27 protein-coding genes are annotated in these 21,272 nt (G+C 46.9%); 19 read left to right on the plus strand and 8 right to left on the minus strand.

Annotation, left to right across the window (positions count from 1 at the left end):
- Positions 1-85, plus strand: an 85-nt coding sequence (locus FFM78_RS14170; RefSeq protein WP_137637389.1) for an IS3 family transposase, incomplete at its 5' end; no start/stop codon positions are given.
- Between the two features lie 154 nt (positions 86-239).
- Positions 240-1,199: an L-lactate dehydrogenase gene (locus FFM78_RS06495; protein WP_137637638.1), complete on the plus strand. Its 960-nt coding sequence runs from the start codon at positions 240-242 to the stop codon at positions 1,197-1,199.
- 127 nt (positions 1,200-1,326) lie between these two features.
- On the opposite strand, the gene FFM78_RS06500 is transcribed toward FFM78_RS06495, so the two are convergent.
- From FFM78_RS06500 to FFM78_RS06515, 4 genes are all read right to left on the minus strand, one after another.
- A complete protein-coding gene (locus FFM78_RS06500; RefSeq protein WP_137637639.1) occupies positions 1,327-1,632 on the minus strand; it encodes a DUF960 domain-containing protein in 306 nt (101 codons plus the stop codon).
- A gap of 122 nt (positions 1,633-1,754) precedes the next feature.
- Entirely contained in the window at positions 1,755-2,615 is an 861-nt protein-coding gene (locus tag FFM78_RS06505) for a DUF4097 family beta strand repeat-containing protein (RefSeq protein ID WP_137637640.1), read from the minus strand.
- On the minus strand, positions 2,612-3,220 hold the full coding sequence (locus FFM78_RS06510) for a DUF1700 domain-containing protein (protein WP_137637713.1): 609 nt from the start codon (positions 3,218-3,220) through the stop codon (positions 2,612-2,614). Before FFM78_RS06510 ends, FFM78_RS06505 begins: the two co-directional genes overlap by 4 nt.
- Positions 3,220-3,537, minus strand: coding sequence for a PadR family transcriptional regulator (locus tag FFM78_RS06515; RefSeq protein WP_137637641.1), 318 nt, complete (start codon positions 3,535-3,537; stop codon positions 3,220-3,222). Before FFM78_RS06515 ends, FFM78_RS06510 begins: the two co-directional genes overlap by 1 nt.
- Positions 3,538-3,652: 115 nt before the next feature.
- Here FFM78_RS06515 and FFM78_RS13850 point away from each other — a divergent pair, with 115 nt between their 5' ends.
- A complete protein-coding gene (locus tag FFM78_RS13850; RefSeq protein ID WP_171001855.1) occupies positions 3,653-3,790 on the plus strand; it encodes a hypothetical protein in 138 nt (45 codons plus the stop codon).
- Between the two features lie 33 nt (positions 3,791-3,823).
- Here FFM78_RS13850 and FFM78_RS06520 read toward each other — a convergent pair whose 3' ends face one another.
- Positions 3,824-4,753 (minus strand): SPFH domain-containing protein, encoded by a 930-nt coding sequence (locus FFM78_RS06520; RefSeq protein ID WP_137637642.1) that lies wholly within the window; start codon positions 4,751-4,753, stop codon positions 3,824-3,826.
- Positions 4,754-5,058: 305 nt separating this feature from the next.
- On the opposite strand from FFM78_RS06520, the gene FFM78_RS06525 reads away from it, so the two are divergent.
- On the plus strand, positions 5,059-5,865 hold the full coding sequence (locus FFM78_RS06525; protein ID WP_137637643.1) for a Cof-type HAD-IIB family hydrolase: 807 nt from the start codon (positions 5,059-5,061) through the stop codon (positions 5,863-5,865).
- A 43-nt stretch (positions 5,866-5,908) separates the two neighbouring features.
- On the opposite strand, the gene FFM78_RS14085 is transcribed toward FFM78_RS06525, so the two are convergent.
- Complete coding sequence (locus FFM78_RS14085; RefSeq protein WP_263390746.1) at positions 5,909-6,034, minus strand: hypothetical protein; 126 nt, start codon at positions 6,032-6,034, stop codon at positions 5,909-5,911.
- Positions 6,035-6,184: 150 nt separating this feature from the next.
- On the opposite strand from FFM78_RS14085, the gene FFM78_RS06530 reads away from it, so the two are divergent.
- Positions 6,185-6,739 carry a TIGR01440 family protein gene (locus FFM78_RS06530; protein WP_137637644.1) on the plus strand — a complete coding sequence of 185 codons (555 nt, stop codon included), beginning with the start codon at positions 6,185-6,187 and terminating at the stop codon, positions 6,737-6,739.
- A gap of 2 nt (positions 6,740-6,741) precedes the next feature.
- Complete coding sequence (locus tag FFM78_RS06535; protein WP_137637645.1) at positions 6,742-7,611, plus strand: SPFH domain-containing protein; 870 nt, start codon at positions 6,742-6,744, stop codon at positions 7,609-7,611.
- 1,141 nt (positions 7,612-8,752) lie between these two features.
- Here the strand turns inward: FFM78_RS06535 and FFM78_RS06540 are convergent.
- A complete protein-coding gene (locus tag FFM78_RS06540) occupies positions 8,753-9,289 on the minus strand; it encodes a dihydrofolate reductase family protein (protein ID WP_137637646.1) in 537 nt (178 codons plus the stop codon).
- Between the two features lie 234 nt (positions 9,290-9,523).
- On the opposite strand from FFM78_RS06540, the gene FFM78_RS06545 reads away from it, so the two are divergent.
- From FFM78_RS06545 to FFM78_RS06605, 13 genes are all read left to right on the plus strand, one after another.
- Positions 9,524-10,480, plus strand: coding sequence for a hypothetical protein (locus FFM78_RS06545; protein ID WP_137637647.1), 957 nt, complete (start codon positions 9,524-9,526; stop codon positions 10,478-10,480).
- 4 nt (positions 10,481-10,484) lie between these two features.
- Positions 10,485-11,171, plus strand: a complete 687-nt coding sequence (locus FFM78_RS06550; protein WP_137637648.1) for an NAD-dependent protein deacylase — start codon at positions 10,485-10,487, stop codon at positions 11,169-11,171.
- 1,030 nt (positions 11,172-12,201) lie between these two features.
- On the plus strand, positions 12,202-12,489 hold the full coding sequence (locus tag FFM78_RS06555) for a chorismate mutase (protein ID WP_137637649.1): 288 nt from the start codon (positions 12,202-12,204) through the stop codon (positions 12,487-12,489).
- A 36-nt stretch (positions 12,490-12,525) separates the two neighbouring features.
- A complete protein-coding gene (locus FFM78_RS06560) occupies positions 12,526-13,011 on the plus strand; it encodes an NUDIX hydrolase (RefSeq protein WP_137637650.1) in 486 nt (161 codons plus the stop codon).
- Positions 13,012-13,055: 44 nt separating this feature from the next.
- Positions 13,056-13,517 (plus strand): RrF2 family transcriptional regulator, encoded by a 462-nt coding sequence (locus FFM78_RS06565; RefSeq protein ID WP_137637651.1) that lies wholly within the window; start codon positions 13,056-13,058, stop codon positions 13,515-13,517.
- A 128-nt stretch (positions 13,518-13,645) separates the two neighbouring features.
- Positions 13,646-13,969, plus strand: a complete 324-nt coding sequence (locus tag FFM78_RS06570; RefSeq protein ID WP_137637652.1) for a hypothetical protein — start codon at positions 13,646-13,648, stop codon at positions 13,967-13,969.
- A 21-nt stretch (positions 13,970-13,990) separates the two neighbouring features.
- On the plus strand, positions 13,991-14,833 hold the full coding sequence (locus tag FFM78_RS06575) for a DUF72 domain-containing protein (protein ID WP_137637653.1): 843 nt from the start codon (positions 13,991-13,993) through the stop codon (positions 14,831-14,833).
- A gap of 20 nt (positions 14,834-14,853) precedes the next feature.
- Positions 14,854-15,399, plus strand: coding sequence for a DNA-3-methyladenine glycosylase I (locus FFM78_RS06580; RefSeq protein WP_137637654.1), 546 nt, complete (start codon positions 14,854-14,856; stop codon positions 15,397-15,399).
- Between the two features lie 214 nt (positions 15,400-15,613).
- On the plus strand, positions 15,614-17,644 hold the full coding sequence (gene metG, locus FFM78_RS06585) for a methionine--tRNA ligase (protein ID WP_137637655.1): 2,031 nt from the start codon (positions 15,614-15,616) through the stop codon (positions 17,642-17,644).
- Positions 17,645-17,949: 305 nt separating this feature from the next.
- Positions 17,950-18,723, plus strand: coding sequence for a TatD family hydrolase (locus FFM78_RS06590; protein ID WP_137637656.1), 774 nt, complete (start codon positions 17,950-17,952; stop codon positions 18,721-18,723).
- Complete coding sequence (gene rnmV / locus FFM78_RS06595) at positions 18,720-19,292, plus strand: ribonuclease M5 (RefSeq protein WP_137637657.1); 573 nt, start codon at positions 18,720-18,722, stop codon at positions 19,290-19,292. Before FFM78_RS06590 ends, rnmV begins: the two co-directional genes overlap by 4 nt.
- Positions 19,285-20,175: a 16S rRNA (adenine(1518)-N(6)/adenine(1519)-N(6))-dimethyltransferase RsmA gene (rsmA, locus tag FFM78_RS06600; protein WP_137637658.1), complete on the plus strand. Its 891-nt coding sequence runs from the start codon at positions 19,285-19,287 to the stop codon at positions 20,173-20,175. Before rnmV ends, rsmA begins: the two co-directional genes overlap by 8 nt.
- A gap of 106 nt (positions 20,176-20,281) precedes the next feature.
- Positions 20,282-20,539, plus strand: coding sequence for a Veg family protein (locus tag FFM78_RS06605; RefSeq protein WP_137637659.1), 258 nt, complete (start codon positions 20,282-20,284; stop codon positions 20,537-20,539).
- Between the two features lie 425 nt (positions 20,540-20,964).
- On the opposite strand, the gene FFM78_RS14175 is transcribed toward FFM78_RS06605, so the two are convergent.
- Complete coding sequence (locus FFM78_RS14175; protein WP_137637660.1) at positions 20,965-21,090, minus strand: IS3 family transposase; 126 nt, start codon at positions 21,088-21,090, stop codon at positions 20,965-20,967.
- Positions 21,091-21,272: the final 182 nt, after the last annotated feature.

The following is a 21,272-nucleotide window of genomic DNA, read 5'->3' on the forward strand; positions in this document are numbered from 1 at the left end:
CTATAATAATAAAAGAATTAGAACAAAACTGGCCGGAAAAACTCCGGTTCAATACCGAAATCTTTCCGACCAGTTAGTTGCTTAAAATTTACTCCAATTTATGGGGTTCAGTTCACAGTCCCTTTTTTGTGCACTCTATAGTAACAAAAATTAAAACGTTGTTGACAAAAAATATATTATTCGATAAAATGTAAGCGTTTACTAATAGAATATCAGCTATTTAGAAAGTGGGTAATGTAATGTCAAATTTAGGCAATCATCAAAAAGTTGTTTTAGTTGGTGATGGTTCAGTTGGTTCAAGTTACGCTTTTGCTATGGCTCATCAAGGAATTGCTGAGGAATTTGTGATCGTCGATATTTTGGAGGATCACATCGTGGGTGATGCATTGGATTTGGAGGACGCCCAAGCATACACAACACCGAAGTTTTTCCATGCCGGGACTTATGCTGACACGAAAGATGCCGATTTAGTCGTCATCACTGCCGGCGCACGGCAAAAACCTGGTGAAACACGGTTAGAATTAGTCAACAAAAACTTGCGGATCTTCAAGGGTATTATTAGTGAGATCGTCGCTGCAGGTTTCGATGGCATTTTCTTAATTGCTTCAAACCCAGTTGATATTTTGACTTATGCAGTTTGGAAATTCTCTGGCTTCCCAAGCGAACGCGTGATTGGGACCGGTACTTCACTGGATACTTCCCGTTACATGGTTGCTTTAGGCAAACTTTTAGGGATCGACCCACGCAGTGTCAACGGCTATATTTTAGGCGAACACGGCGATTCCGAATTTGCGGCCTTTGATGAAACCACAATTGGTGGCGTTCCTTTGAAGACTTTGACTAAGGAAAAGGGTGTTACGGACGAAGATCTAGCTAAATTGGAAGATGATGTACGTAACAAAGCTTACGAAATCATCAACCGTAAAGGGGCAACTTTCTACGGGATCGGGACTTGCCTAATGCGGCTTTCCAAGGCTATTTTACGTAATGAAAAGAGTGTTTTGCCAATTGCGGCTTACTTAGATGGTGAATATGGCTTGAAAGACATCTTCATTGGTACACCAGCAGTGATCGGTAACAAAGGGGTTGAACGTGTCTTCGAAGTACCGTTAACTAACGGTGAGGCCAAAGCCATGCAGCAATCGGCAGCGACTTTGAAGCAAACAACTCAAAATGGTTTAGCTGAATTAGAAAAATAATTTTTTCAGTTGAGCATTATAAAAACAGGTAGCGCGGCTTTATTGCCGCACTACCTGTTTTTTTGGCTGGACTGGGTGAAGCGCATATCCCTGAGTTGGCCGGTAACTTGGCCAAAGGTAACGCGCCTTAGTTAGTTTCGCTAGGCAACAGAATCGTTTGCCGGGAGCCATCATCATAGGCGAGAACCGTTGCTGGGTAATCGCTGGTGTATGAATAAGGTGTATCAAAGCTCGCAACGACTTCGTGATCCTGCACGTAGTCATAGGTGACTTGACCTTTATTGTTACTGATTTCAAAGACTAATGTCGTTGCCAATGGGAAGACACCTTGAAGGTTGTTATCAATGATCGACCAGATTTGATCGATCATTTCTCCGGGGATGCTGGCAACGACTCCGTAAGATGCAAAACGACTATGTTGATTACTAAACATATTTCAGCCTTCTTCCTGTTCCGCGTGACTATTCTAGTTGATTATTATACGCCATTCGGAGTTAAAATACTTAATCAGACCTTGTTTTCATCTAAAATAATCGTTTTTGCAAATAAGCCAATTTATTCAATATCAATATCGCCACTGTGATTGATGATCTCTAGACGATCGGCGGCATTGGGGTCATGATTATAGGGTGACGCGTGTTGTTTGTCGTGAACATTGATTTCGCCAGAGTCGGTTTTTAAACAGTAACCGGTGGTGGCACTGTTGTTGAGTTCAACGTCACCGCTACTGTTGGTCACGCTGGTCACGCCGCTAAGTTGACTGTGTTCGATAGCGGTATCACCACTATTGTTGATCGCGGTGAAGCCTTTCAAATGGCTGGCAGTGATCGCTAAGTCACCTGAGTTTAACTGGCTGGTCACCTGATTCAAGGTGGTGTGGGCAAACGCAATATCGCCACTATTGTTTTTGATGCGGCCGCGCTGGTTAACGCTGAATTGTTTGGCCGTTAACTGACCAGAGCCGAGGGTGATCGTCGCCGTATTTGTGGTGAGCTGCCGAATGGTCAGATCGCCACTATTAAGTTTAAGGTTAAGTTGGGTCAAGGTTTTCTGCGGCAACGTAATTTTGATCCGCGGTTGCTGATCGGCAATAAAATTAAAGCCAAAGCCCGGAATTTCCGCGGCCCGACTGACCGTTAAGTTACCGTTACTGACGTTGACTTTAGTCGCTTTGACTTCAGGACCGGAAATGGTGACGCGGGCTTGTTGGCCGGCCACTAATTCGACGGTTGCACCGTCAACCTTTAGATTGACTTGGCGAATCCGGCCTAATTTGCGCGTTGTCGTGCCATCGTGGACGATCCGGAAACCATGATCATAAGTGATGCTGTTGACGCCGCCGAGTAGCGCACCGATCGCGGCAAAGAGGAAGCCGATCAGTAAAACGATCGTTGCCCATTTAGCTGTTTTTCTCATGCGTTACGCGCCCCTTTCTGATGACGAGTTTGTAATTTGTGATAAATAAATTTAATGATCACGACGCCCATTTGGAGGAGGACTTTGACGACCAAATAACCGATCAGTAAGGCTAAAACGCCGGCCCCCAGTGTTGCTACGCCAGCCCCAATGTAGAAAATACCGGTTGCGAAGGATTTTAGTAAAAGTGCCAAGCCGCCGATCAAAGCAAAACCACCGGCCAGCATTAAACCGGCGACCACCACTACAGCCGCTAAGATGATCGCACCGACCACTAAAATACCGGCTAATAAAAGCGCGATCACGGCGAGCGCCAACGGAATGGCGAGCGGTGAAGCAAATAAGGCTAAAACGATGATCCAAATCAGCCGGGCGTTATGCCGCGGTGTGGCCATTGTCGGCGTAGTTTGCCGCAGTGAATAATCGGCCAGCGTTTTGCGCGCTAACTGTTGCGGGGTGCCTAATTTAGTCATAGCTGCCGTATAGTCAGCCAGATCAGCGTCTAAAATATATTCTTGATAATATTCCAACACGTCGCTGGTTTCAGCGGTATTTAGTCCCGTCAATAAGTGTTCAAATTCGTGTAAATAATCCCCGGTGCGCATCAAATTTCGCCCTCCTTTTTAAGTAACCAGTCAATATTGTGTTTGTAGTCCTCCCAATCATGCCGAATTTCACCGAGCCGCTTGGTACCGGCCGGCGTAATACGGTAGTAGCGCCGGTTGCGGCCCTTAAAAGCCTCGTCATAAGTTTCCAACGCGCCGTCTTTTTTCAAGCGGCGTAAAACCGGGTACAGCGTTGATTCTGAAATGGTGATGGTCTGCTGGATCTGCTGGGTGATCGTGTAGCCGTAATAATCCTTAGCGGCCAGCAACGCTAAAACGCAGCCGTCCAGCAGTTCTGAACTCACGGGAATCTTCATAGTTATGCTCCTTACTATATTATATGACGTATAGTATTGATTCATAAATATCATAGCGGCTGGCGGATTATCTGTCAAGTAATAAAAAAAGAGTGTGCCATAAGGCGCCCAGCTTTTGAGCATTAGCCTAGAGCGGCGAATAATTCACGCAGTGGATTATTTGACGATCGTAGCTAAGCGGAAAAAGTTGCCTTATGTCACACGTTTTGGCTATATTGTTCGGAAGTACAAAGAAGGAGTTGGGCATAAATGACTTATGTCACAACTCCTAGATAAGTGGGTTGATTTAGTCGTTACTAACGACAGTTTTGTTTTTGGCTTTATCAATGGTCAACAGATTACCGATCACAGGTAACTGCCCCATGCTGTCCGCCGTTGCATTCGGCAAGACCACCGTGTTAGCTGAGCTTTTAGCTAGATCACGGAAAGCATCAATGTTTTGTTGAACGAAGTAATTCTGTCCGGCATCCGCTAAGGCGGTGTTTAACTGCTGGGTTTGATAAACTTGGGCATCGGTTGTTGTCCGCAAGGCGGTTGCCTTAGCCGTTGCGGTATTGACTAAAACTTGGTTGTTAGCTTCGTTGGTTTCCAGTAGGGCCTGATTGTTAGCTTGGTTTTCTAGGGTGATCGAACGAGCTTTACCTTCAGCGCTGGCGATCGCTGCATCCCGTTCACGGGTAGCTTGTAACAACTTATTCATGGAAGCCTGGATATCAGCAGAAGGGTTGACGGAATCAATGTTGATCCGGTCAACGTTCAGCCCATAGCCGGCAGTAACCGAAGAGATTTCTTTGAACAATTCTTTGTTGATTTCTTGCGTACCGTTTAAAACTTCATTTAATTCTTTGTTACCGATGATTCCCCGTAACGCCGCACGGGTATCTTGGATCATGGAACGGACGGAGTCTTCATTTTTAAAAGTGAAATCTTCGATGTCGGTTACGTGGTACTTCAAAGAGATCTTCACCGAAATTTCGGCGTTATCTTTAGTGATCACCACTTGTTGGTTCAGATCCACAGGTGTTTGCGCGGTGCCGACGGTAATAATATGGGAAATAAACGGTTTGATAATGTGGATCCCAGGTTCCAAAATACCATCGAAACGACCTAAGGTGACGACCACCCCTTTGTTAGGTTGATTGACGATCTTGACTGTTAATAACAACAGGATAATAACGAGAATAATGATGATGCCGCTCACGATCCATGTGCCCATTTTAAATTCCTCCAATTAATTTGTTCCCTAAGCCAGTCTAAAAAATCAGCTTAGGGTTACTTGATCACTTATTTAACGCAGTCGTGCAGGTGAAAGCCAAAACTTTAACCACTTCTGGCCCGTAACCATACGCTAAGTATACCTGATTTAATCAGACAAAAGGGGCATAACTTGTTAGCTGCAAAAAAATAGTACGGTGGCCCGGTTATGGGCAGGTTTGCCAGCAAGCTCTTTTGCAACACTGACTAGTTTTTTCCGGGGTGGATGCGTTAAACTAGAAGTACTTAATGTAAGGAAGTGGCAAAATGATAAAATTAGTGGTTACCGACATGAATGGAACTTTGCTTAACGCCGCCCAACAGGTCGATCATGCCCGTTTAGCCCATTTGCTGCAGCGTTTGGCGCAGCAACATGCTTATTTTGTTGTTTGTAGCGGTAATCAATATCGTCATTTACGCGAAGTGTTAGCACCGCTTAACGCCACTAACTTGGTGTACGTTGCGGAAAACGGCGCTTCAATTTATTGGCACGCGCAGCAATTATTCGACGGGGCTTTGCCCGCCCAGCAGCTGGCCGCATTTCTAACGGCTTATCAGGCTCAGGTGTCGGCATTGCAACACGCTTACGTTATTTTAACGGGCAACGAACGCTCATACACAAGTCAAGGGGTAGCGCCGACGTTACTTGAGCAGGCCAGCAAGTTTTACGCTAATTTGCAGGCCACCGATTTGAAGCAGGTCACCGATTCGATCAAGAAAATTAGCTTAGCCTACCGGGGCGGCCACGCAGCGGACCATGTGGCCGCGTTGAATCAGTATTTTGCTGGGCGTTTAGTGGCGCATGACAGCGGCTATGGCGTCATTGATCTTGTGCGGGGGGATGTTGGCAAAGCTGCCGCCGTTACTTTTTTGCAGCAGCACTGGCAGATCACCGCTGCCGAGACGGTTGCTTTTGGTGACGGAGCCAACGACATGGCCATGTTACAAGCAGCCGGGCAGAGCTACGCCATGAAAAACGCGGCTGCTTTTGTTAAAACGGCGGCCCAGCAGGTTACCGAATTAGACGCGGAACATGGCGGTGTTTTGGCGACGTTAGAAACTTTATTGGCCTAAACGAAAAGAGTCAGGAACAAGGTTGGCTTGTTCTTGACTCTTTTTAATGGCCGGTGCGCCGGGTGCCACGTTTGTGAGCACTCAGTTGATTGGCCTGCTTTTTGAATTTTTCCCAAGTCTGTTCACGCTGGCTGCTATTAGGATTGCGCGGGCGTTTGGTGTACTTCATTGCACTCACCTCTGTTCAAAATTAGTCCTTACTGGTTGAATTAGTGGTTACCATTATAACGCAGATCCGCTGCTTGTCCATAATAACTTGACCGGCGGAAGGGTGCCGCGCATAATGTGAACAACTAAACAATTATGGAAGGTGATTTAATTGATCGATTTAACAACGATCGCCACGCAGGTCAAACAAGGCGCCAATGAGTTGCTGGCGCAGGCCAAGCTTGCGGCTGGTGATGTGTTTGTGCTCGGCTGCAGTACCAGTGAAATTCAGGGTGAGCACATTGGCCAGGATTCCAGTCGCGAAGTGGGGCGGACTGTGGTCAAGGCTTTGCGGGAACTTTTGGTGCCGCAGCAGATCCAGTTAGCGGTGCAAGGCTGTGAGCATATCAACCGCGCCTTAACCGTTGAACGGGCAGTAGCTGCTGCCCACAATTGGGAAATCGTGAGTGTGGTTCCGGCTTTGCATGCTGGTGGCGCCACGCAAATGGCGGCTTTTGAGAGCTTTGCTGATCCTGTCGAAATCGAACACATCACGGCGCAAGCAGGCATGGATATTGGCGATACGGCCATTGGTATGCACGTTAAATTTGTTCAAATTCCCGTTCGGACTAGTATCCAAACCGTCGGCAGTGCGCACACAACTTATTTACGGAGCCGGCCAAAATTGATCGGTGGTGCACGGGCACAATATGTTTGGGAGGCATAAGCATGACTGAAAAAAAGGCGTGGTATATTAATGGGTATGTTGGCATTATTATTTTGTTGGTATTGACGTTGTTAGGTATTGGTTTGACTGCCATTGGGGCTTTACAACAGCTTTGGTTCAGCTTGGTCGTAGGGATCCTTATTTTAGTTGTCGCCGCATTTTTCTTCAGTGCTTTGACGATCATTGCGCCTAATGAGGCTCAGGCGTTGACCTTTTTTGGCCAATACATTGGGTCGATCAAAGCCAGCGGTCTTTTCATTACGGTGCCGCTGACAAATAAACGGCCGATCTCGTTGCGGGTGCGGAATTTTAATAGCGATATTTTGAAGGTCAACGATGAACAGGGGAATCCAGTGGAAATTGCGGCGGTGATCGTATTTCGCGTGACGGACACGGCTAAGGCTTTATTCAACGTGGATCATTACGAAGAATTCGTGCAAATTCAAAGTGAAGCGGCGGTGCGCCACGTAGCTAGTCAGTACGCGTATGATACCTTTGCGGACGCGGATGCGATCACGTTACGCGGCAATACCGCCGAAGTTTCACAAAAATTATCGGCAGAGTTGGAAGCCCGGCTGCAGGTGGCCGGTGTCGAGATCATCGAAACGCGGTTGACACATTTAGCTTACGCGACGGAGATCGCCAGTGCGATGTTACAGCGACAGCAAGCTTCAGCCATTTTAGCTGCCCGTAAGATTATTGTGGAAGGTGCGGTAGCCATGACGGAGGATGCGCTGACACAGCTAGAAGCCAACGATAAATTGAATTTTGATGACGAGCGCAAAATGCGGATCGTCAATAATTTATTGGTGTCGATCATCACCGATCGGGGCACCCAGCCAGTGATCAACACTGGGGAAACGGAGCGCTAAATTGCAAAACTAGCGAATTCGATCTCTGGCTTACAGGTAAGCAGAGAGTTTGGTCAGGTTCCATTCCGGCGCTGGCGTATGGAACGCGTGCGACTTGGACTTGCCGGTTTTTGGCTTAGTCCAATCGACAACGGGAAGCACGTTCTGTTTAGCGAACACGTTCAAACAACAAATGTTTGCTAAATTTAGTTTCTAAAAACGGGCGATAGTGGCGCATTGACAAGCTAATTTTCTTTCCGATTAAAAACCAGTCGGAAAAGAAAATGGATCTTGTCAAACGCGCAAGGTGCTAAATGACCACAATTCGGTCATCAAGCACCTTCGACACAGCTGCGACTTGAACTTGGCGGTCTTTGCCTTAGTTCAATCGACAACGGGAAGCATGATCTGTTTAGCGAATACGTTCAAACAATTGATGCTTGCTAAAATTAGTTATTAAGAACGAGCGACAGTGATATGCCAGCGCCTCCATTCCACCTTGGCAGTGGTTGAACATCAACTGTCGATCAATTTAATCGTTTGGTTAGTCAATCAGGTGTGACTAACAGTTTTAGTAGTTCGCAATTCTCAAGTTGAGCAGCACTATTAACTATAAGTAACCCTGGAAACAAATTTTTCTACTACACTCGACGGTGTACTTTCACTATAGCTGCCGCCTACACAAACAACATTTCAATGCTCGGCTGCGGCCAGATGGAATGGAGGGACGCGAGGATCAGCTGTGTCGATAGTTCTTAATGGTGGTCCTTACCATTTAGAACTATGCGGTATTGGCGAGATCCACTTTTCCACCCGCTTTTGTTTTAAACTGGAAAAGCTAGCTCGCCAAACCGCCACGCGTTGCCATGTTTCTTGCGGCCCGGTTTTGGCCACAAGAATGGACAACGACGCGTTAATCAAGACTTTGGAACAAAGTCTACCGCTATTAGCTAGTCCGTCCTCGCGTCCCGGAATGGAATCTAACCAGTTCCGCTTTGTTCTAACTAAACTTTAGCGCTTTGAAAATCAACTACCTGCTTTAATGTGCTGATCATGTGCACTAAATACACGCAAACCATAAGGTAATAAAACAACAGCCACCTTCAAATTGATCTTGAAAGGGGGCTGTTGTTTTATCGTTTTTTACTGTTTTGAATATGATTTATTGGTGATCGACGGCGTAAGTTAATTCCACTAAGCGGCCGATCTTTTTAGTCGCGATCAGATTTAATGGGACGTCCTTTAAATTGGTATTCAGTAACGGGGTGCCGGTGCCTAGTAAGACAGGCGCGATCGAGATGATCAATTTATCAATTTCGTTAGCTTTAAGTAACTTGGCAAATAGATCGGGACCGCCGACTAGCCAAATATCGCCGCCTTTTTCTTGTTTCAATTGGCGAACGAATTCAACCACATCACCGGCGACAACGGTTGCGCGGTCTTCAGTATCATGCATGGTCGTTGTGAAAACAAAACTTTGTTTGTCGCTGTATGGGTAGCTACCAGCCCGTTTTGTGGCCCGGGTATACGTTTTGCGGCCCATAATAACGGTCTCGACACGGCTGTAGAAATTTTGAAAGGCGCTGTCTGCTTCTGTTGTGTTGAGCTGTTGTAACCAAGTCATGGTGCCATCGCTTTCGGCAATATAGCCGTCAAGACTTTGAATCAGATATAAAAGAACGTTGCGTGTTTCTGCCATAAATTTCACCCCGTTAATTTTTCTTTTAAACGCAATACAGATCGCAAAGGCTATCTTTGCCGACCTGCGGACACTAAAGCTACAGTTAGGTAATCATTGAAATTATTTCCCAGGCTACCTTAAGTTAATTATATCACGAAAGCGCTTTGATTAATATGCATAGCTTGGTTCACAAGCGGACCGCGCTTTGCTAGAATGGAACATGACAGGTAAAAAGTGGAAGGAAGCGCAGCGATGACAGAAGAATATGCACCAGCAGTAAATAAATTAATTGATGAGGCACGCCATGTGCTTAAACGTAAGGTCATGGTGCAGCTGGGCACCAAGGCGGTCGGCTATATTCGCCACGGTCAATCACGGCAAGTCGAACATCCCGATGGTGATATTACGATCAATGTGACCGACACCACCAACGTTGACTATACCTTGAGCCATGAATTATTGCATTTATTATTAGCGCATCACGATTATCCGCAGATTCGGTTTGACCTGACGACAGGTAAGGACATGATGGATCGACAATTATGGGCGACCGCCATTGAACTATACAATGTGGTGACCCACGTGATCATTGGCGCGCAGCAACGTGATCTTGGTTTGGTGGACGAGCAAGTCCGGGAACAATATTTAGAGGGTATTTTAGCGGAAATTCCGGCGGAAGAAAAGGATGATCATATGATCGTTTTCCGTGTACTGGCGTTGCTGGATACACTCGTCTTTTTTGAAGGGGAATCGGCGCGTTTTGAACAACAGTTTGAGCGTCAGTACCCGCAGGCCTTTGCCGGTGCCCGCGAATTATACGCGGTGATCGCGGCCAAACCGATTGATTCGCCCTTTACATTTCGCCGGGCGGTGGTCAATTTATTCGCGGCCTTCGATCCATGGTTGGCTAGTGTCGGCTTGCAACCGACCAATCATAATCAGTTGATCACACTGGACGGCGTTTTTTCCAAGCGCCAAGAACGTTTGGAAATGCGCCAGGTATTTGAAATTTTGCATTCAGAATTAAATATTCGGGCCAACGGGCAGTCAGCCTATATTGGCTTAGGCAAAAATGATCAGCAAAATACATTTGTGATCGCTGCGCCGGCAGGTGAAACTGAAAGTGCGGCGTATTTCAAAAAGATCTATGATCAATCCGTGCAGACCTTCATGCAGGAACAGCACATCACGTTCATAGAAAGGAAATGAGTAGATGGTTGATTTAAAAGCGGCCATTCAGACGGCAAAATTTGTCACGTTTTTAACTGGTGCTGGCGTTTCCGTACCTTCCGGAATCCCGGATTATCGTTCGAAAAATGGCCTTTACGCCCATCAACAAAATCCAGAATACTTACTGAGTACGGACAATTTGCAGGCGCACCCGGCGGATTTCTATCAATTTGTGAAGTCGAGTATGTATTATCCCCAGGCTAAGCCGAATGTGATCCACGAAAAAATGGCGGCGATCAGTAATCAAAAGGGTGCCATCGTGACGCAAAATGTGGACGGCTTGCATACTGCCGCCGGCGCTAAAAATGTGGTGGAGTTCCACGGCAATCTATACCGTATTTATTGTCAGCACTGCCACCAAAGCTTTGACTATCAACAATATCTAAAAAGTGATCGGCACGCTGCCGACGGTGGTATTTTGCGGCCGGACATCGTTTTATACGGCGAAGCTTTGTCCCAGCAGGCGATCAGTCAGGCGATCACAGCGGTGGGCCAAGCCGATTTGATCGTGATCTGCGGGACGTCATTTCAGGTCGCGCCGTTTTCGCTGCTGGTTAATTATGCCCAGCCAGGGACCCGCGTGATCGCCGTTAATGAACAAAAACTGATGCTGCCGTTTAAATTTGAGATGATCCAGGCGGATGCCCAAGCCATTTTTGCGCAACTTTAAGTTCGTGGATTTGATTGCAGGCTGTGTGCTATGAGTTTTCAGCATAGGCTGACGCAGTGTAACTATCACAATTAAAGGCTTTAACTAATTTTTAGAATTTTGAAGTTTTTGAAGCTTGGTTGGAACGAAGCAGCGCTAGTTAGATTCCATTCCGGGACGCGAGGACGGAACGCGTGGCGGTTTGGCGAGCTAACTTTTCCAGTTTAAAACAAAAGCGGGTGGAAAAGTGGATCTCGCCAATACCGCATGGTTCTAAATGGTAAAGCCCACCATTAAGAACTATCGACACAGCTGATCCTCGCGTCCCTCCATTCCATCTGGCTGCAACCGAACATTAAAATGTTGTTTGTGTAAGCGGCGGCCATAGTAAAAACAGTTATACCATCAAGCGTAGTAGAGAAAGTTTATTTCCAGTGTTGCTTATAGTTAATGCTGCTACTCAACTTGAAAATTGCGAACTATTAGGGCCGTTAAGCCACACCTGATTGACTAATCAAACGATTAAATTGATCAACAGTTAATGTTCAACCACTGCCAAGGTGGAATGGAGGCGCTGGCGTATCAGCTGTGTCGAAGGTGCTTGATGACCGAATTGTGGTCATTTAGCACTTTGCGCGCTTGACAAGATCCATTTTCTTTTCCGACTGATTTTTAATCGGAAAGAAAATTAGCTTGTCAACGCGCCACTATCGCCCGTTTTTAGAAACTAAATTTAGCAAACATTTGTTGTTTGAACGTGTTCGCTAAACAGAACGTGCTTCCCGTTGTCGATTGGACTAAGCCAAAAACCGGCAAGTCCAAGTCGCACGCGTTCCATACGTCAGCGCCGGAATGGAACCTAACTAGCGCTTCGTTTAAATAGCAACATGGCCGAGATCAGCAGTTTTTTGGCAGTCCATCGGCGCTAATTTTGGTGTCAATGAGCGCTAAAAACTAATTAAAAGCGCGTTTACCCACCAGGTCTAACTTGTTTTGCGCCGCTAATTTGCTTAGAATTAAAACTAACTTAAATTTGGATGGTGAAATTAACATGTTAGAAGCTGAACGTCAAGAGATCAATGCGATTGATGCCCAATTAACGGCCTTATTTGAAAAACGTTTGGCTGTGGCCCATAAAATTGCCACGGTCAAGTACCAGAATCAATTACCGTTGACCAATGTTTTACGCGAGCAGGAAGTGATCAAGCAACAAACGGCGGCCTTAGCCGATCCGCAATTAGCACCGTACCTCACTGATTGGTACCGCACGACCATGCTGATCGCGAAACAGTACCAAGCACACGTTATCAAAGGGCTGCAAAACGACACCCAAGCTTAGGTATGCTAAAATTTAATTAAAGGAAGCGCTGATCAAATGGCTTATAAATACACTTTAGCGTTACTTCACTACCAGGGACAATTGCTAGTGCTTAATCGGCGAAAACCACCTTATCCCGGCCAATGGAACGGCGTTGGCGGTAAATTGGAACCGGGTGAGGCACCTAGTGCAGCCGCTAAGCGCGAGATCTTTGAGGAAACTGGCCTTAGTGCCACTGCCTACAAGCTAAACGCTGCCGGCGTGATCGATTGGTTTATTGCTGGCGCTTATCAAGATAGCATTTATTTATACGTTGCCGAATTACAGCAGGTCGCGGTGACGGCCTATCCGCAGTTAATGCGGGAAGGCTTATTAAATTTTTGGCCAGTCACATGGCTGACGCGGCCGGATAACTTAGGGGTCGTTCCTGATTTTAAGCGCCTGATCACTCCTGCTTTAGCCGGCAAGCAGCAGCGGTATATCACTAATTTTGTGGCTGAACAATTAGTTGATTTTTGGGTCAAGCCCTTGGATCAGCCTTGAATGCCAATAATTTTAAGCTTTAATAACAGAAAGGAAGTGTCGCCATGCGTCTCGATTTTTCAGTAGCAGTCCATAGCCTGCTCTATTTAGAACAGAAGCAACCACGGTTAGTTTCTAGCCGTGAGCTGGCGGTTTCGATGGCGACCAATCCAGTGATGATCCGCAATATTTTATCGGTGCTGCATAAACAGCATTTTATTCACGGTGTGGTCGGCAAAAATGGCGGCTACCAACTTGATCAGCAACTTGATCAGATCAACGTGGGTGCGCTTTACGATTTAACGATCCCGCCGACGATCAGTTATGCCCGCTTTACAACCGGTAATACCGCCGCGGTGGGGGATGGTAGTGAGATCAGCCGCAACATTGCCGAAACGCTGACCGATCTTTTTACCTTAGCCGATCAGGAATACCGTGCGTTCTACCATCAATTTACCATTGCTGATTTGAAGCAGGACATGCGCCAACATGGCTACTTTAAGTCGTTGAGTGCTAAGCCGCATTAGGAGGCGCACACGGCCGCTACATTTGGGTCAGAACCTGATGGCAATAGGTGCTTTGAACTGACTTTAAAATCGTGTGGCCCGCTAAAGCGCTGCTGCCAACGCCTATTAGGTACATTAAGGAGGAAACAATGGCCCGTGAGGATCTGATCCTGGTATTACAATTGATCACCCAGCGTCTGCGCAACGTGCGCCGTTTACAATTTACGCTTGATTTTCTGTTTGCGTATATTTTATTGCGGGTGCTCGCCAGCGGGCAGCAGCTAACTATTTTAAGCTTAGGCTTCACACGCGGGCACGCCTTGGCCGTGGCTTTTTTGCTGGCGCTGGTCGGGTTATGGTTACACCGTATCCGGCAAGGTTACCGCCGGAATGGTCAGGAAGTTATTGTGCTCCTCGGCGAAGCGCGTGACCCACAAGAAGTACAGCTCTATCGCCAGTTTAAACGCTATTAGTCTTAGAAACGGGGGAAGAAAATGATCACACTTGGTTTGACGACTTGGAGCGAACACGGCAGTTTGTTACATGAAGGCCGTGAGCGCAAATTAACCTTGTCTGAATACAGTCAGTTTCTACCTTGTGTCGAGTTGGATACGCCATTTTATGGGATCCCGCGGCTAAGCTCTTTTGAAAAATGGGCTGCGGCAACACCGGCTAACTTCCAATTCATTGTTAAAGCGAATCAGATCATGACCCGTCATCGCGGCCCGGAGACTGCTGGTGCCTTAAGCGAAGAAGAAGTTTTTGCCCACTTCAAACAAAATAGTGCACCATTAGTGGCGGCAGGTAAGCTCAAGACGATTCTGCTACAGTTTCCGCCTTTTTTTGGCGTCACCACAGAAAACGTTAATTACCTGCAAAAAGTCCGCACTTATTTAGGCACGTTACCTGCGGCGGTTGAGTTTCGCAATCAAGTTTGGTACCAAGAAGAATTTCGCCAACAAATGCTCGGTTTGCTGCGGCGGTTGAATTTTAGCCACGTGATCGTTGATGAACCGCAAACCCCGACTGGCAGTGCGCCGTATTTTCCGGTGGCCACCAATCAGCTCGCAATTTTACGTCTACACGGCCGTAATTTTGCTGGCTGGGCCAATCAAGGCAAGGATTGGCGTAGTCAACGAACCTTGTGGCGTTACAGTCAAAGTGAGTTGCGCAGTTTTGTGCCGGACATTCAGCGCCTGACGCGGGAAACGCAAGAAGTTTGTGTGATCTTCAATAACAATTCTGGTGGTGACGCAGCGGATAATGCGTTGGCTTTACAAAAGTTATTAGGACTTGAATTTACCGGTCTAGCACCACAACAGATCGACTTGTTTTGAATTTAGAGGGGTTTTAAAAGATGACAGAGCAACAACGCTGTAGTTGGGCGAATTCCAGCCCGGCCATGCAGGCTTACCATGATCAGGAGTGGGGGCGGCCCACCCAGGATGATCAGGAATTATTTGAACGTTTATGCATGGAAACTTACCAAGCCGGTTTAAGTTGGTCCACGGTATTAAATAAACGGGCGGCATTTCACCGTGATTTTCATGATTATCAAATTCAGGCGGTGGCGGCGATGACACCGGCGGAAATTGCTGCGGCCATGGATGATCCGGCCATTATTCGCAACCGCCGTAAGTTGGCGGCCACCGTGACGAATGCGCAGGCGTGGTTGAAAGTCGCCGCTGCTGAAGGCAGCTTTGCCCACTATTTTTGGGCGTTTATTGGGGTGCCACAACAACATGACGGCCAAACAGTGCCTACGCAGACGCCATTGTCAGCGCGCTTAGCCAAGGATTTGAAGCAACGCGGTTTCAAATTTATTGGGCCGGTGGCCGCCTATGCCTTTATGCAAAGCGTCGGTGCGGTTAATGATCATGAACTAAACTGTGCTTGGCGTTGAGTTTCAGAGCGATGTTCAAAGTCTGGGGCAATCCGTTTTAATGTAAACGCTACGGCCACAGTCGCACTCAAAAGCTGAGTGCTTTTTTTAATACCTACGGCAAGATCACCGGCCGAGCTATTTCCTGGTTTTTATTATCGCGGGAAGCCCCAACCGGCCGTTTTTTTGTGCTATAATTTTGGTAACTATCTACACAAAAGCGAGGAACAAAAATATGGCAGCAGAAACTAAACCAACATTCTACATCACATCACCAATTTATTATCCATCTGGGCGGCTACACATTGGCAATTCGTACACGACAATTGCCTGTGATGTGTTGGCGCGTTATAAGCGTCTGTCCGGTTACGATGTTTTTTATTTGACCGGGACCGATGAACATGGCTTGAAGATCGAACAAAAGGCTGAAGAGATGGGGATCACACCACAGGAATACGTGGACAATATGGCCGCTGACGTTAAGAAACTGTGGCAATTATTGGAAATTTCCAATGATAAGTTTATTCGGACTACCGATGATTATCACGTGAAGGCGGTACAAAACATCGTCGACCGGTTGATCAAACAAGGCGACGTTTATTTAGGCGAGTACGAAGGGTGGTATTCCGTTTCCGACGAGGAATACTTCACTGAATCGCAATTAGCTGAAGTTTACCGCGACGATAACGGTAAGGTGATCGGTGGCAAGGCGCCTAGTGGGCACGAAGTTTCCTTGGTCAAGGAAGAATCTTATTTCTTCAAGATGGGCAAGTACGCTGATCGCTTGGTTAAATATTACAACGATCATCCCGATTTCATTCAACCTGCTTCACGGAAAAAGGAAATGTTGAAAAACTTTATCGAACCAGGTTTGGAAGATCTAGCCATGTCACGGACTACCTTTAATTGGGGGGTTCCTGTTAAAGGTAACGACAAGCATGTGGTCTATGTGTGGGTCGATGCGTTACTGAACTATATTACGGCACTTGGTTACGGGACACCTGACGATACCTTATTCAAGCGTTACTGGCCTGCGGATGTGCAACTGGTGGGTAAGGAAATCGTGCGTTTCCACACGATCTATTGGCCAATTATTTTAATGGCTCTAGATATTCCGCTGCCTAAGAAGGTTTTCGGTCACGGTTGGTTGTTGATGAAGGACGGTAAAATGTCCAAATCAAAAGGCAATGTGGTGTACCCCGAAATGTTAGTTGAACGCTATGGCTTAGACGCGTTGCGTTATTATTTGATGCGCGCTATTCCGTTTGGCAACGACGGGGTTTTCACACCGGAAGATTTTGTTGCGCGGATCAATTATGATTTGGCCAATGATCTCGGTAACTTATTAAACCGGACGATCGCAATGATCAATAAATATAATGGCGGTGAGGTGCCTGCTGCGACGGCCAACGTCACTGAGTTTGACGCTGACTTAAAGGCTGTGGCTACGGAGACCCTTGCGAAATACGAAGAACTGATGGATGATCTGCATTTTTCCGATGCGTTAGACGAAGTTTGGCGCTTGATCAGTCGGGCTAACAAGTATATTGACGAAACTGAACCTTGGCGTTTAGCGAAAGATACCACTAAAAAGGCCGAATTAACTAGCGTATTGGGTCATTTGGCGGAAAGCTTACGGTTAGTGGCGTTGTTGTTACAGCCGGTAATGACGCACGCACCGAAGCAAATTTTCACGCAATTAGGTTTGAATTTTGACGATCATGCTAACCAAGAGTTTAGTTTTGGCCATTTTCCAGCGAACACGCAGGTGATCGCCAAAGGCACACCAATCTTCCCACGTTTGGATATGGATGAAGAGGTTAAATACATTCAAGCACAAATGCAGATGACGGTGGGCACCAACAAGAAGGAACAAGAAAAGACCAATGCCCCTACTGGCTGGGATCCAACCCAAACAGAATTAGCGTTGTCGAAAAAGGCGATCAAGTTCGATGATTTCGACAAGGTTGAACTGAAAGTGGCGGTGATCAAACACGTCCAAAAGGTGGCTGGTGCGGATAAGCTATTACAGTTCCGTTTAGACGCTGGTGACGGTGAAGATCGGCAAATTCTTTCCGGGATCGCTGAATCTTACCCGAACTTTACGGAATTAACTGGCAAACACGTCATCATTGTGGCTAATTTGAAACCAAGAAAGATGCGGGGTCAGGTCAGTCAAGGAATGCTACTCTCGTCAGAAGAGGCGGGTAAGATCACTTTATTGACCGTTGATGAATCCATCCCTGCTGGTGCATTAGTCGGTTAAGTTTAAGGAGAGTATGACATAAGGCGCCCAGCTTTTGAGCATTAGCCTAGAGCGGCGAATAATTCACGTAGTGGATTATTTGACGATCGTAGCTACTACGCCACAATAGTGGTTGATTTTCGTACCGAAAATCTTAAATGTTTCGGACGTTGACCATTCAACTAAGGCGAAAACCGCCAAGTTGAAACATGGCAAGCGGAAAAAGTTGCCTTATGGCACACGTTTTGGTTATATTGTTCGGAAGTACAAAGAAGGAGTTGGGCATAAGTTACTTATGTCACAACTCCTTATTTTTGGAGGCAGTTATGCAAATTTTTGATTCTCATACCCATTTAAACGACGCGCCATTTAAAGGCCGAGAAAGTGCTTATATTCAGCACGCGCAGGAATTAGGGGTCACTAAAATGGCGATCGTTGGCTCCGATGCAGCCTTAAATCAAGGCGCATTGGCGCTGGCGGCACGTTTTGATAACTTATATGCGATTGTGGGCTGGCACCCTGAATTTGCCATGGACTATGATCAACAAGTGGCTGACCAGTTACGGCAGCAGTTGCAGCAGCCCAAGGTGATCGCGGTTGGCGAGATCGGGCTGGATTATCACTGGGACAGTGAACATCATCCGCAGCAACAGCGCGTTTTTCGTGAACAAATCGAATTAGCCCGGGCGTTACATTTACCGATCTCCGTGCACACGCGGGACGCACTGGCCGATACCTACGCTATTTTAAAGGACGCCCATATTGATGAATACGGTGGGGTCATGCATAGCTTTAATGGCAGTGTTGAGTGGCTCAATAAGTTTTTAGCGCTGGGGATGATGATCTCTTTTAGCGGTGTGGTCAGCTTTAAGAACGCCCCGTTGGTTCATGAAGCGGCTAAGGCGGTGCCCAGCGATCGGTTGCTGGTGGAAACGGATGCGCCGTATTTAACACCGACACCGTACCGGGGCAAGCAAAACGAACCAGGTTATACTCGCTATGTGGTGGAAGCAATCGCCAAGCTCCGTGGGGTCAGCGTGGAAACGATCGCGGCACAGACTTATGCCAACACGACTAAGTTTTTTAAGGTGACGCCATGACCGAAAAAATCAGAGAAGTGATCGTCGTTGAAGGGCGTGATGATACCCGTCGTTTGCAAGATGTGGTCAATGCTGATACGATCGAAACGAATGGCTCAGAGATCAGTGCGGCGACCTTAGCCGAAATTGCGTTGGCCCAAGAAAAGCGCGGGGTGATCGTTTTTACTGATCCTGATTTTCCCGGTGAACAGATCCGTAAAACAATCAGCCAGGTGATCCCCAATGCTAAACACGCTTTTTTGCGTTCGGGGCAAGCACAGCCGGCGGATCACCACAGCAGCCTAGGCGTGGAACATGCCAGTAATAAAGCCATTTTGGCGGCGCTGGCACATTTGTATACTTCGATGCCGGACGCACCAGCTGTGATCAGTCGGCAGGCGCTACAGGCGGCCCGTTTGACGGCGGGGCCAAACGCCCGGGTACGGCGGCAGCGCTTAGGCGATATTTTGCATATCGGCTATACTAATAGCAAGCAACTTTACAAGCGGCTGCAGTTATTTCAAATCAGTCCGACTGATTTTGCGGCTGCAGTGGCGCAACTAAATAGAGAGGAACAAGTTAATGACTGAAGAACAAAAACCGATCGGCAGCCGGGCGCGGACGCGCGAAATTTTGGCAGCTTATGGCCTGACCTTCAAAAAAAGTCTGGGGCAAAATTTTCTGACCGAGCCCACGATTTTACGCCAGATCGCCAGTGCCGCTGAATTAACGGCGGCCGACGATGTTTTGGAAATTGGTCCGGGGATCGGTAGCTTGACGGAACAATTAGCCCAAAATGCCCACCAAGTATTAGCTTTGGAGATCGATCAACGGTTGTTGCCGATCTTAGCCGATACGCTAGCGCCTTATCCCAACGTGACCGTGGTGAACCAGGATGTTTTGAAAAGTGATCTTGCAACCTTGATCCGGGACCATTTTGATGGTCAGCATCAGATCAAAGTGGTGGCCAATCTACCCTATTACATCACGACCCCCATTTTATTACGCTTGTTGGAAAGTGGGGTCGCGTTCAGTCAGATTGTTGTCATGATGCAAAAGGAAGTCGCTGAGCGTTTGGCGGCAGCGCCAGGCAGTAAGGCTTATGGTTCGTTGTCAGTAGCAGTGCAGTACCAAATGGCGGTTAAGTTAGCCTTTATCGTGCCAAAAACCGTTTTCGTGCCCCAACCCAATGTGGATTCGGCGATCGTCGCCTTGACCCGCCATGTAACGCCGCCGGCAGTGGCCACCGACGATAAGGAATTTGCGCGGCTAGTGCGCGGCAGTTTTGCCCAGCGGCGGAAAAGCTTGTGGAATAATTTAACCGCCTTGTATGGCAAAGATGAGGACACTAAAGCTGCCTTGACCGCAGTTTTAGCTGCCGTGGAAATCGCGCCTGGTATTCGCGGTGAACGCTTAAGCGTAACCGATTTCGTGCGCTTGGCGAACGCAATCACGGCGAATGTGAAACTTTAATTTTTTTCCTGCGCTTTTTGTTGCGCTAAATAAAAGCTTGTGGTATAATTGCAAATTTTACCAATTCATGATATACTAGACTTTATCTTAAGAAGAGGTGAAGCAGATGCCAATTACACTAGCGAGCATTAAAGCCAATCTCGATAGTAAAGTCGGAAAGAAAATGATGGTCGTCGCGCAAGCTGGGCGGAAGAAAGTTACCAAACGCAAAGGAATTTTGCACGAAACATACCCTTCCGTTTTCGTCGTTGACTTAGATCAAGAAGAAAATGCTTTCGAGCGGGTTTCTTATAGCTATGCCGATCTATTAACGAAAACAATTAAAATTGAATTTGATGATGACCAGCAAACTGCGGCATCTTAAAAAAAGAATTTTTGACTCAGGGCTAAATAAGCCCTGAGTTTTTTTGTCCCCAATTCGGGCTAATGAGCGGAGCGTTTATAGTTAAATTGGATTAAGATTGGTGGATTCCATTTCAGCGCGAGTGGACGGAACGAGTGGCGGTTTGGCGAGCTAACTTTTCCAGTTTAAAACAAAAGCGGGTGGAAAAGTGGATCTCACCAATACCGCATGGCCCTAAATGGCAAGGACCGCCATTAAGCGCCATCGACACATCTGATCCACTCGCGCTTCCATTCCATCTGGCCGCGATAACACGTGCCAAATCTAGTTACGCAGCTGGCAATTATTATTGCACAACAAATATAAGCTGTACGTAAAAGTGCCAGTAAAAGCAGTTAGACCTGTTTTGAATTGCAATAGAAAAGTTAGATGATTTATATTTTAAGTTAAGCTGCCATGGTTTGGTGCCGGTATTCCACAGGGGTCAGGCCATTTTTGTTTCTTGGGATTCTAACGTTGTTGAACCGGTCCACATACACAGTTACGAGTTTACGCAGATCAGTCAAACTCATCAATCCGATATCTATTTAAGCATTCACGCTTGAGTAGGTTGAAGAAGTTCTCAATCGGCGTGTTATCAAGACTTTGGCACAACGCTATCATCCGGCCAGGGCAGCTAAGCGCTTCGTTTTCATCCCATTTCGGCGCGCGCCATTTCTTTACTGCCTCCAAAATAATTCGCGTAAAATAGCCA

The organism is Loigolactobacillus binensis (genome assembly GCF_005405165.1).
In the GTDB taxonomy this organism is placed as follows: Bacteria; Bacillota; Bacilli; order Lactobacillales; family Lactobacillaceae; genus Loigolactobacillus; species Loigolactobacillus binensis.

What these genes read in the sequence shown, in the direction of transcription:
- FFM78_RS06495 (WP_137637638.1), top strand. Translation starts at nt 240, where the DNA reads ATGTCAAATTTAGGCAATCATCAAAAAGTTGTTTTAGTTGGTGATGGT.
- FFM78_RS06500 (WP_137637639.1), bottom strand. Translation starts at nt 1,632, where the DNA reads ATGTTTAGTAATCAACATAGTCGTTTTGCATCTTACGGAGTCGTTGCC.
- FFM78_RS06505 (WP_137637640.1), bottom strand. Translation starts at nt 2,615, where the DNA reads ATGAGAAAAACAGCTAAATGGGCAACGATCGTTTTACTGATCGGCTTC.
- FFM78_RS06510 (WP_137637713.1), bottom strand. Translation starts at nt 3,220, where the DNA reads ATGCGCACCGGGGATTATTTACACGAATTTGAACACTTATTGACGGGA.
- FFM78_RS06515 (WP_137637641.1), bottom strand. Translation starts at nt 3,537, where the DNA reads ATGAAGATTCCCGTGAGTTCAGAACTGCTGGACGGCTGCGTTTTAGCG.
- FFM78_RS06520 (WP_137637642.1), bottom strand. Translation starts at nt 4,753, where the DNA reads ATGGGCACATGGATCGTGAGCGGCATCATCATTATTCTCGTTATTATC.
- FFM78_RS06525 (WP_137637643.1), top strand. Translation starts at nt 5,059, where the DNA reads ATGATAAAATTAGTGGTTACCGACATGAATGGAACTTTGCTTAACGCC.
- FFM78_RS14085 (WP_263390746.1), bottom strand. Translation starts at nt 6,034, where the DNA reads ATGAAGTACACCAAACGCCCGCGCAATCCTAATAGCAGCCAGCGTGAA.
- FFM78_RS06535 (WP_137637645.1), top strand. Translation starts at nt 6,742, where the DNA reads ATGACTGAAAAAAAGGCGTGGTATATTAATGGGTATGTTGGCATTATT.
- FFM78_RS06540 (WP_137637646.1), bottom strand. Translation starts at nt 9,289, where the DNA reads ATGGCAGAAACACGCAACGTTCTTTTATATCTGATTCAAAGTCTTGAC.
- FFM78_RS06545 (WP_137637647.1), top strand. Translation starts at nt 9,524, where the DNA reads ATGACAGAAGAATATGCACCAGCAGTAAATAAATTAATTGATGAGGCA.
- FFM78_RS06550 (WP_137637648.1), top strand. Translation starts at nt 10,485, where the DNA reads ATGGTTGATTTAAAAGCGGCCATTCAGACGGCAAAATTTGTCACGTTT.
- FFM78_RS06555 (WP_137637649.1), top strand. Translation starts at nt 12,202, where the DNA reads ATGTTAGAAGCTGAACGTCAAGAGATCAATGCGATTGATGCCCAATTA.
- FFM78_RS06560 (WP_137637650.1), top strand. Translation starts at nt 12,526, where the DNA reads ATGGCTTATAAATACACTTTAGCGTTACTTCACTACCAGGGACAATTG.
- FFM78_RS06565 (WP_137637651.1), top strand. Translation starts at nt 13,056, where the DNA reads ATGCGTCTCGATTTTTCAGTAGCAGTCCATAGCCTGCTCTATTTAGAA.
- FFM78_RS06570 (WP_137637652.1), top strand. Translation starts at nt 13,646, where the DNA reads ATGGCCCGTGAGGATCTGATCCTGGTATTACAATTGATCACCCAGCGT.
- FFM78_RS06575 (WP_137637653.1), top strand. Translation starts at nt 13,991, where the DNA reads ATGATCACACTTGGTTTGACGACTTGGAGCGAACACGGCAGTTTGTTA.
- FFM78_RS06580 (WP_137637654.1), top strand. Translation starts at nt 14,854, where the DNA reads ATGACAGAGCAACAACGCTGTAGTTGGGCGAATTCCAGCCCGGCCATG.
- metG (WP_137637655.1), top strand. Translation starts at nt 15,614, where the DNA reads ATGGCAGCAGAAACTAAACCAACATTCTACATCACATCACCAATTTAT.
- FFM78_RS06590 (WP_137637656.1), top strand. Translation starts at nt 17,950, where the DNA reads ATGCAAATTTTTGATTCTCATACCCATTTAAACGACGCGCCATTTAAA.
- rnmV (WP_137637657.1), top strand. Translation starts at nt 18,720, where the DNA reads ATGACCGAAAAAATCAGAGAAGTGATCGTCGTTGAAGGGCGTGATGAT.
- rsmA (WP_137637658.1), top strand. Translation starts at nt 19,285, where the DNA reads ATGACTGAAGAACAAAAACCGATCGGCAGCCGGGCGCGGACGCGCGAA.
- FFM78_RS06605 (WP_137637659.1), top strand. Translation starts at nt 20,282, where the DNA reads ATGCCAATTACACTAGCGAGCATTAAAGCCAATCTCGATAGTAAAGTC.
- FFM78_RS14175 (WP_137637660.1), bottom strand. Translation starts at nt 21,090, where the DNA reads ATGAGTTTGACTGATCTGCGTAAACTCGTAACTGTGTATGTGGACCGG.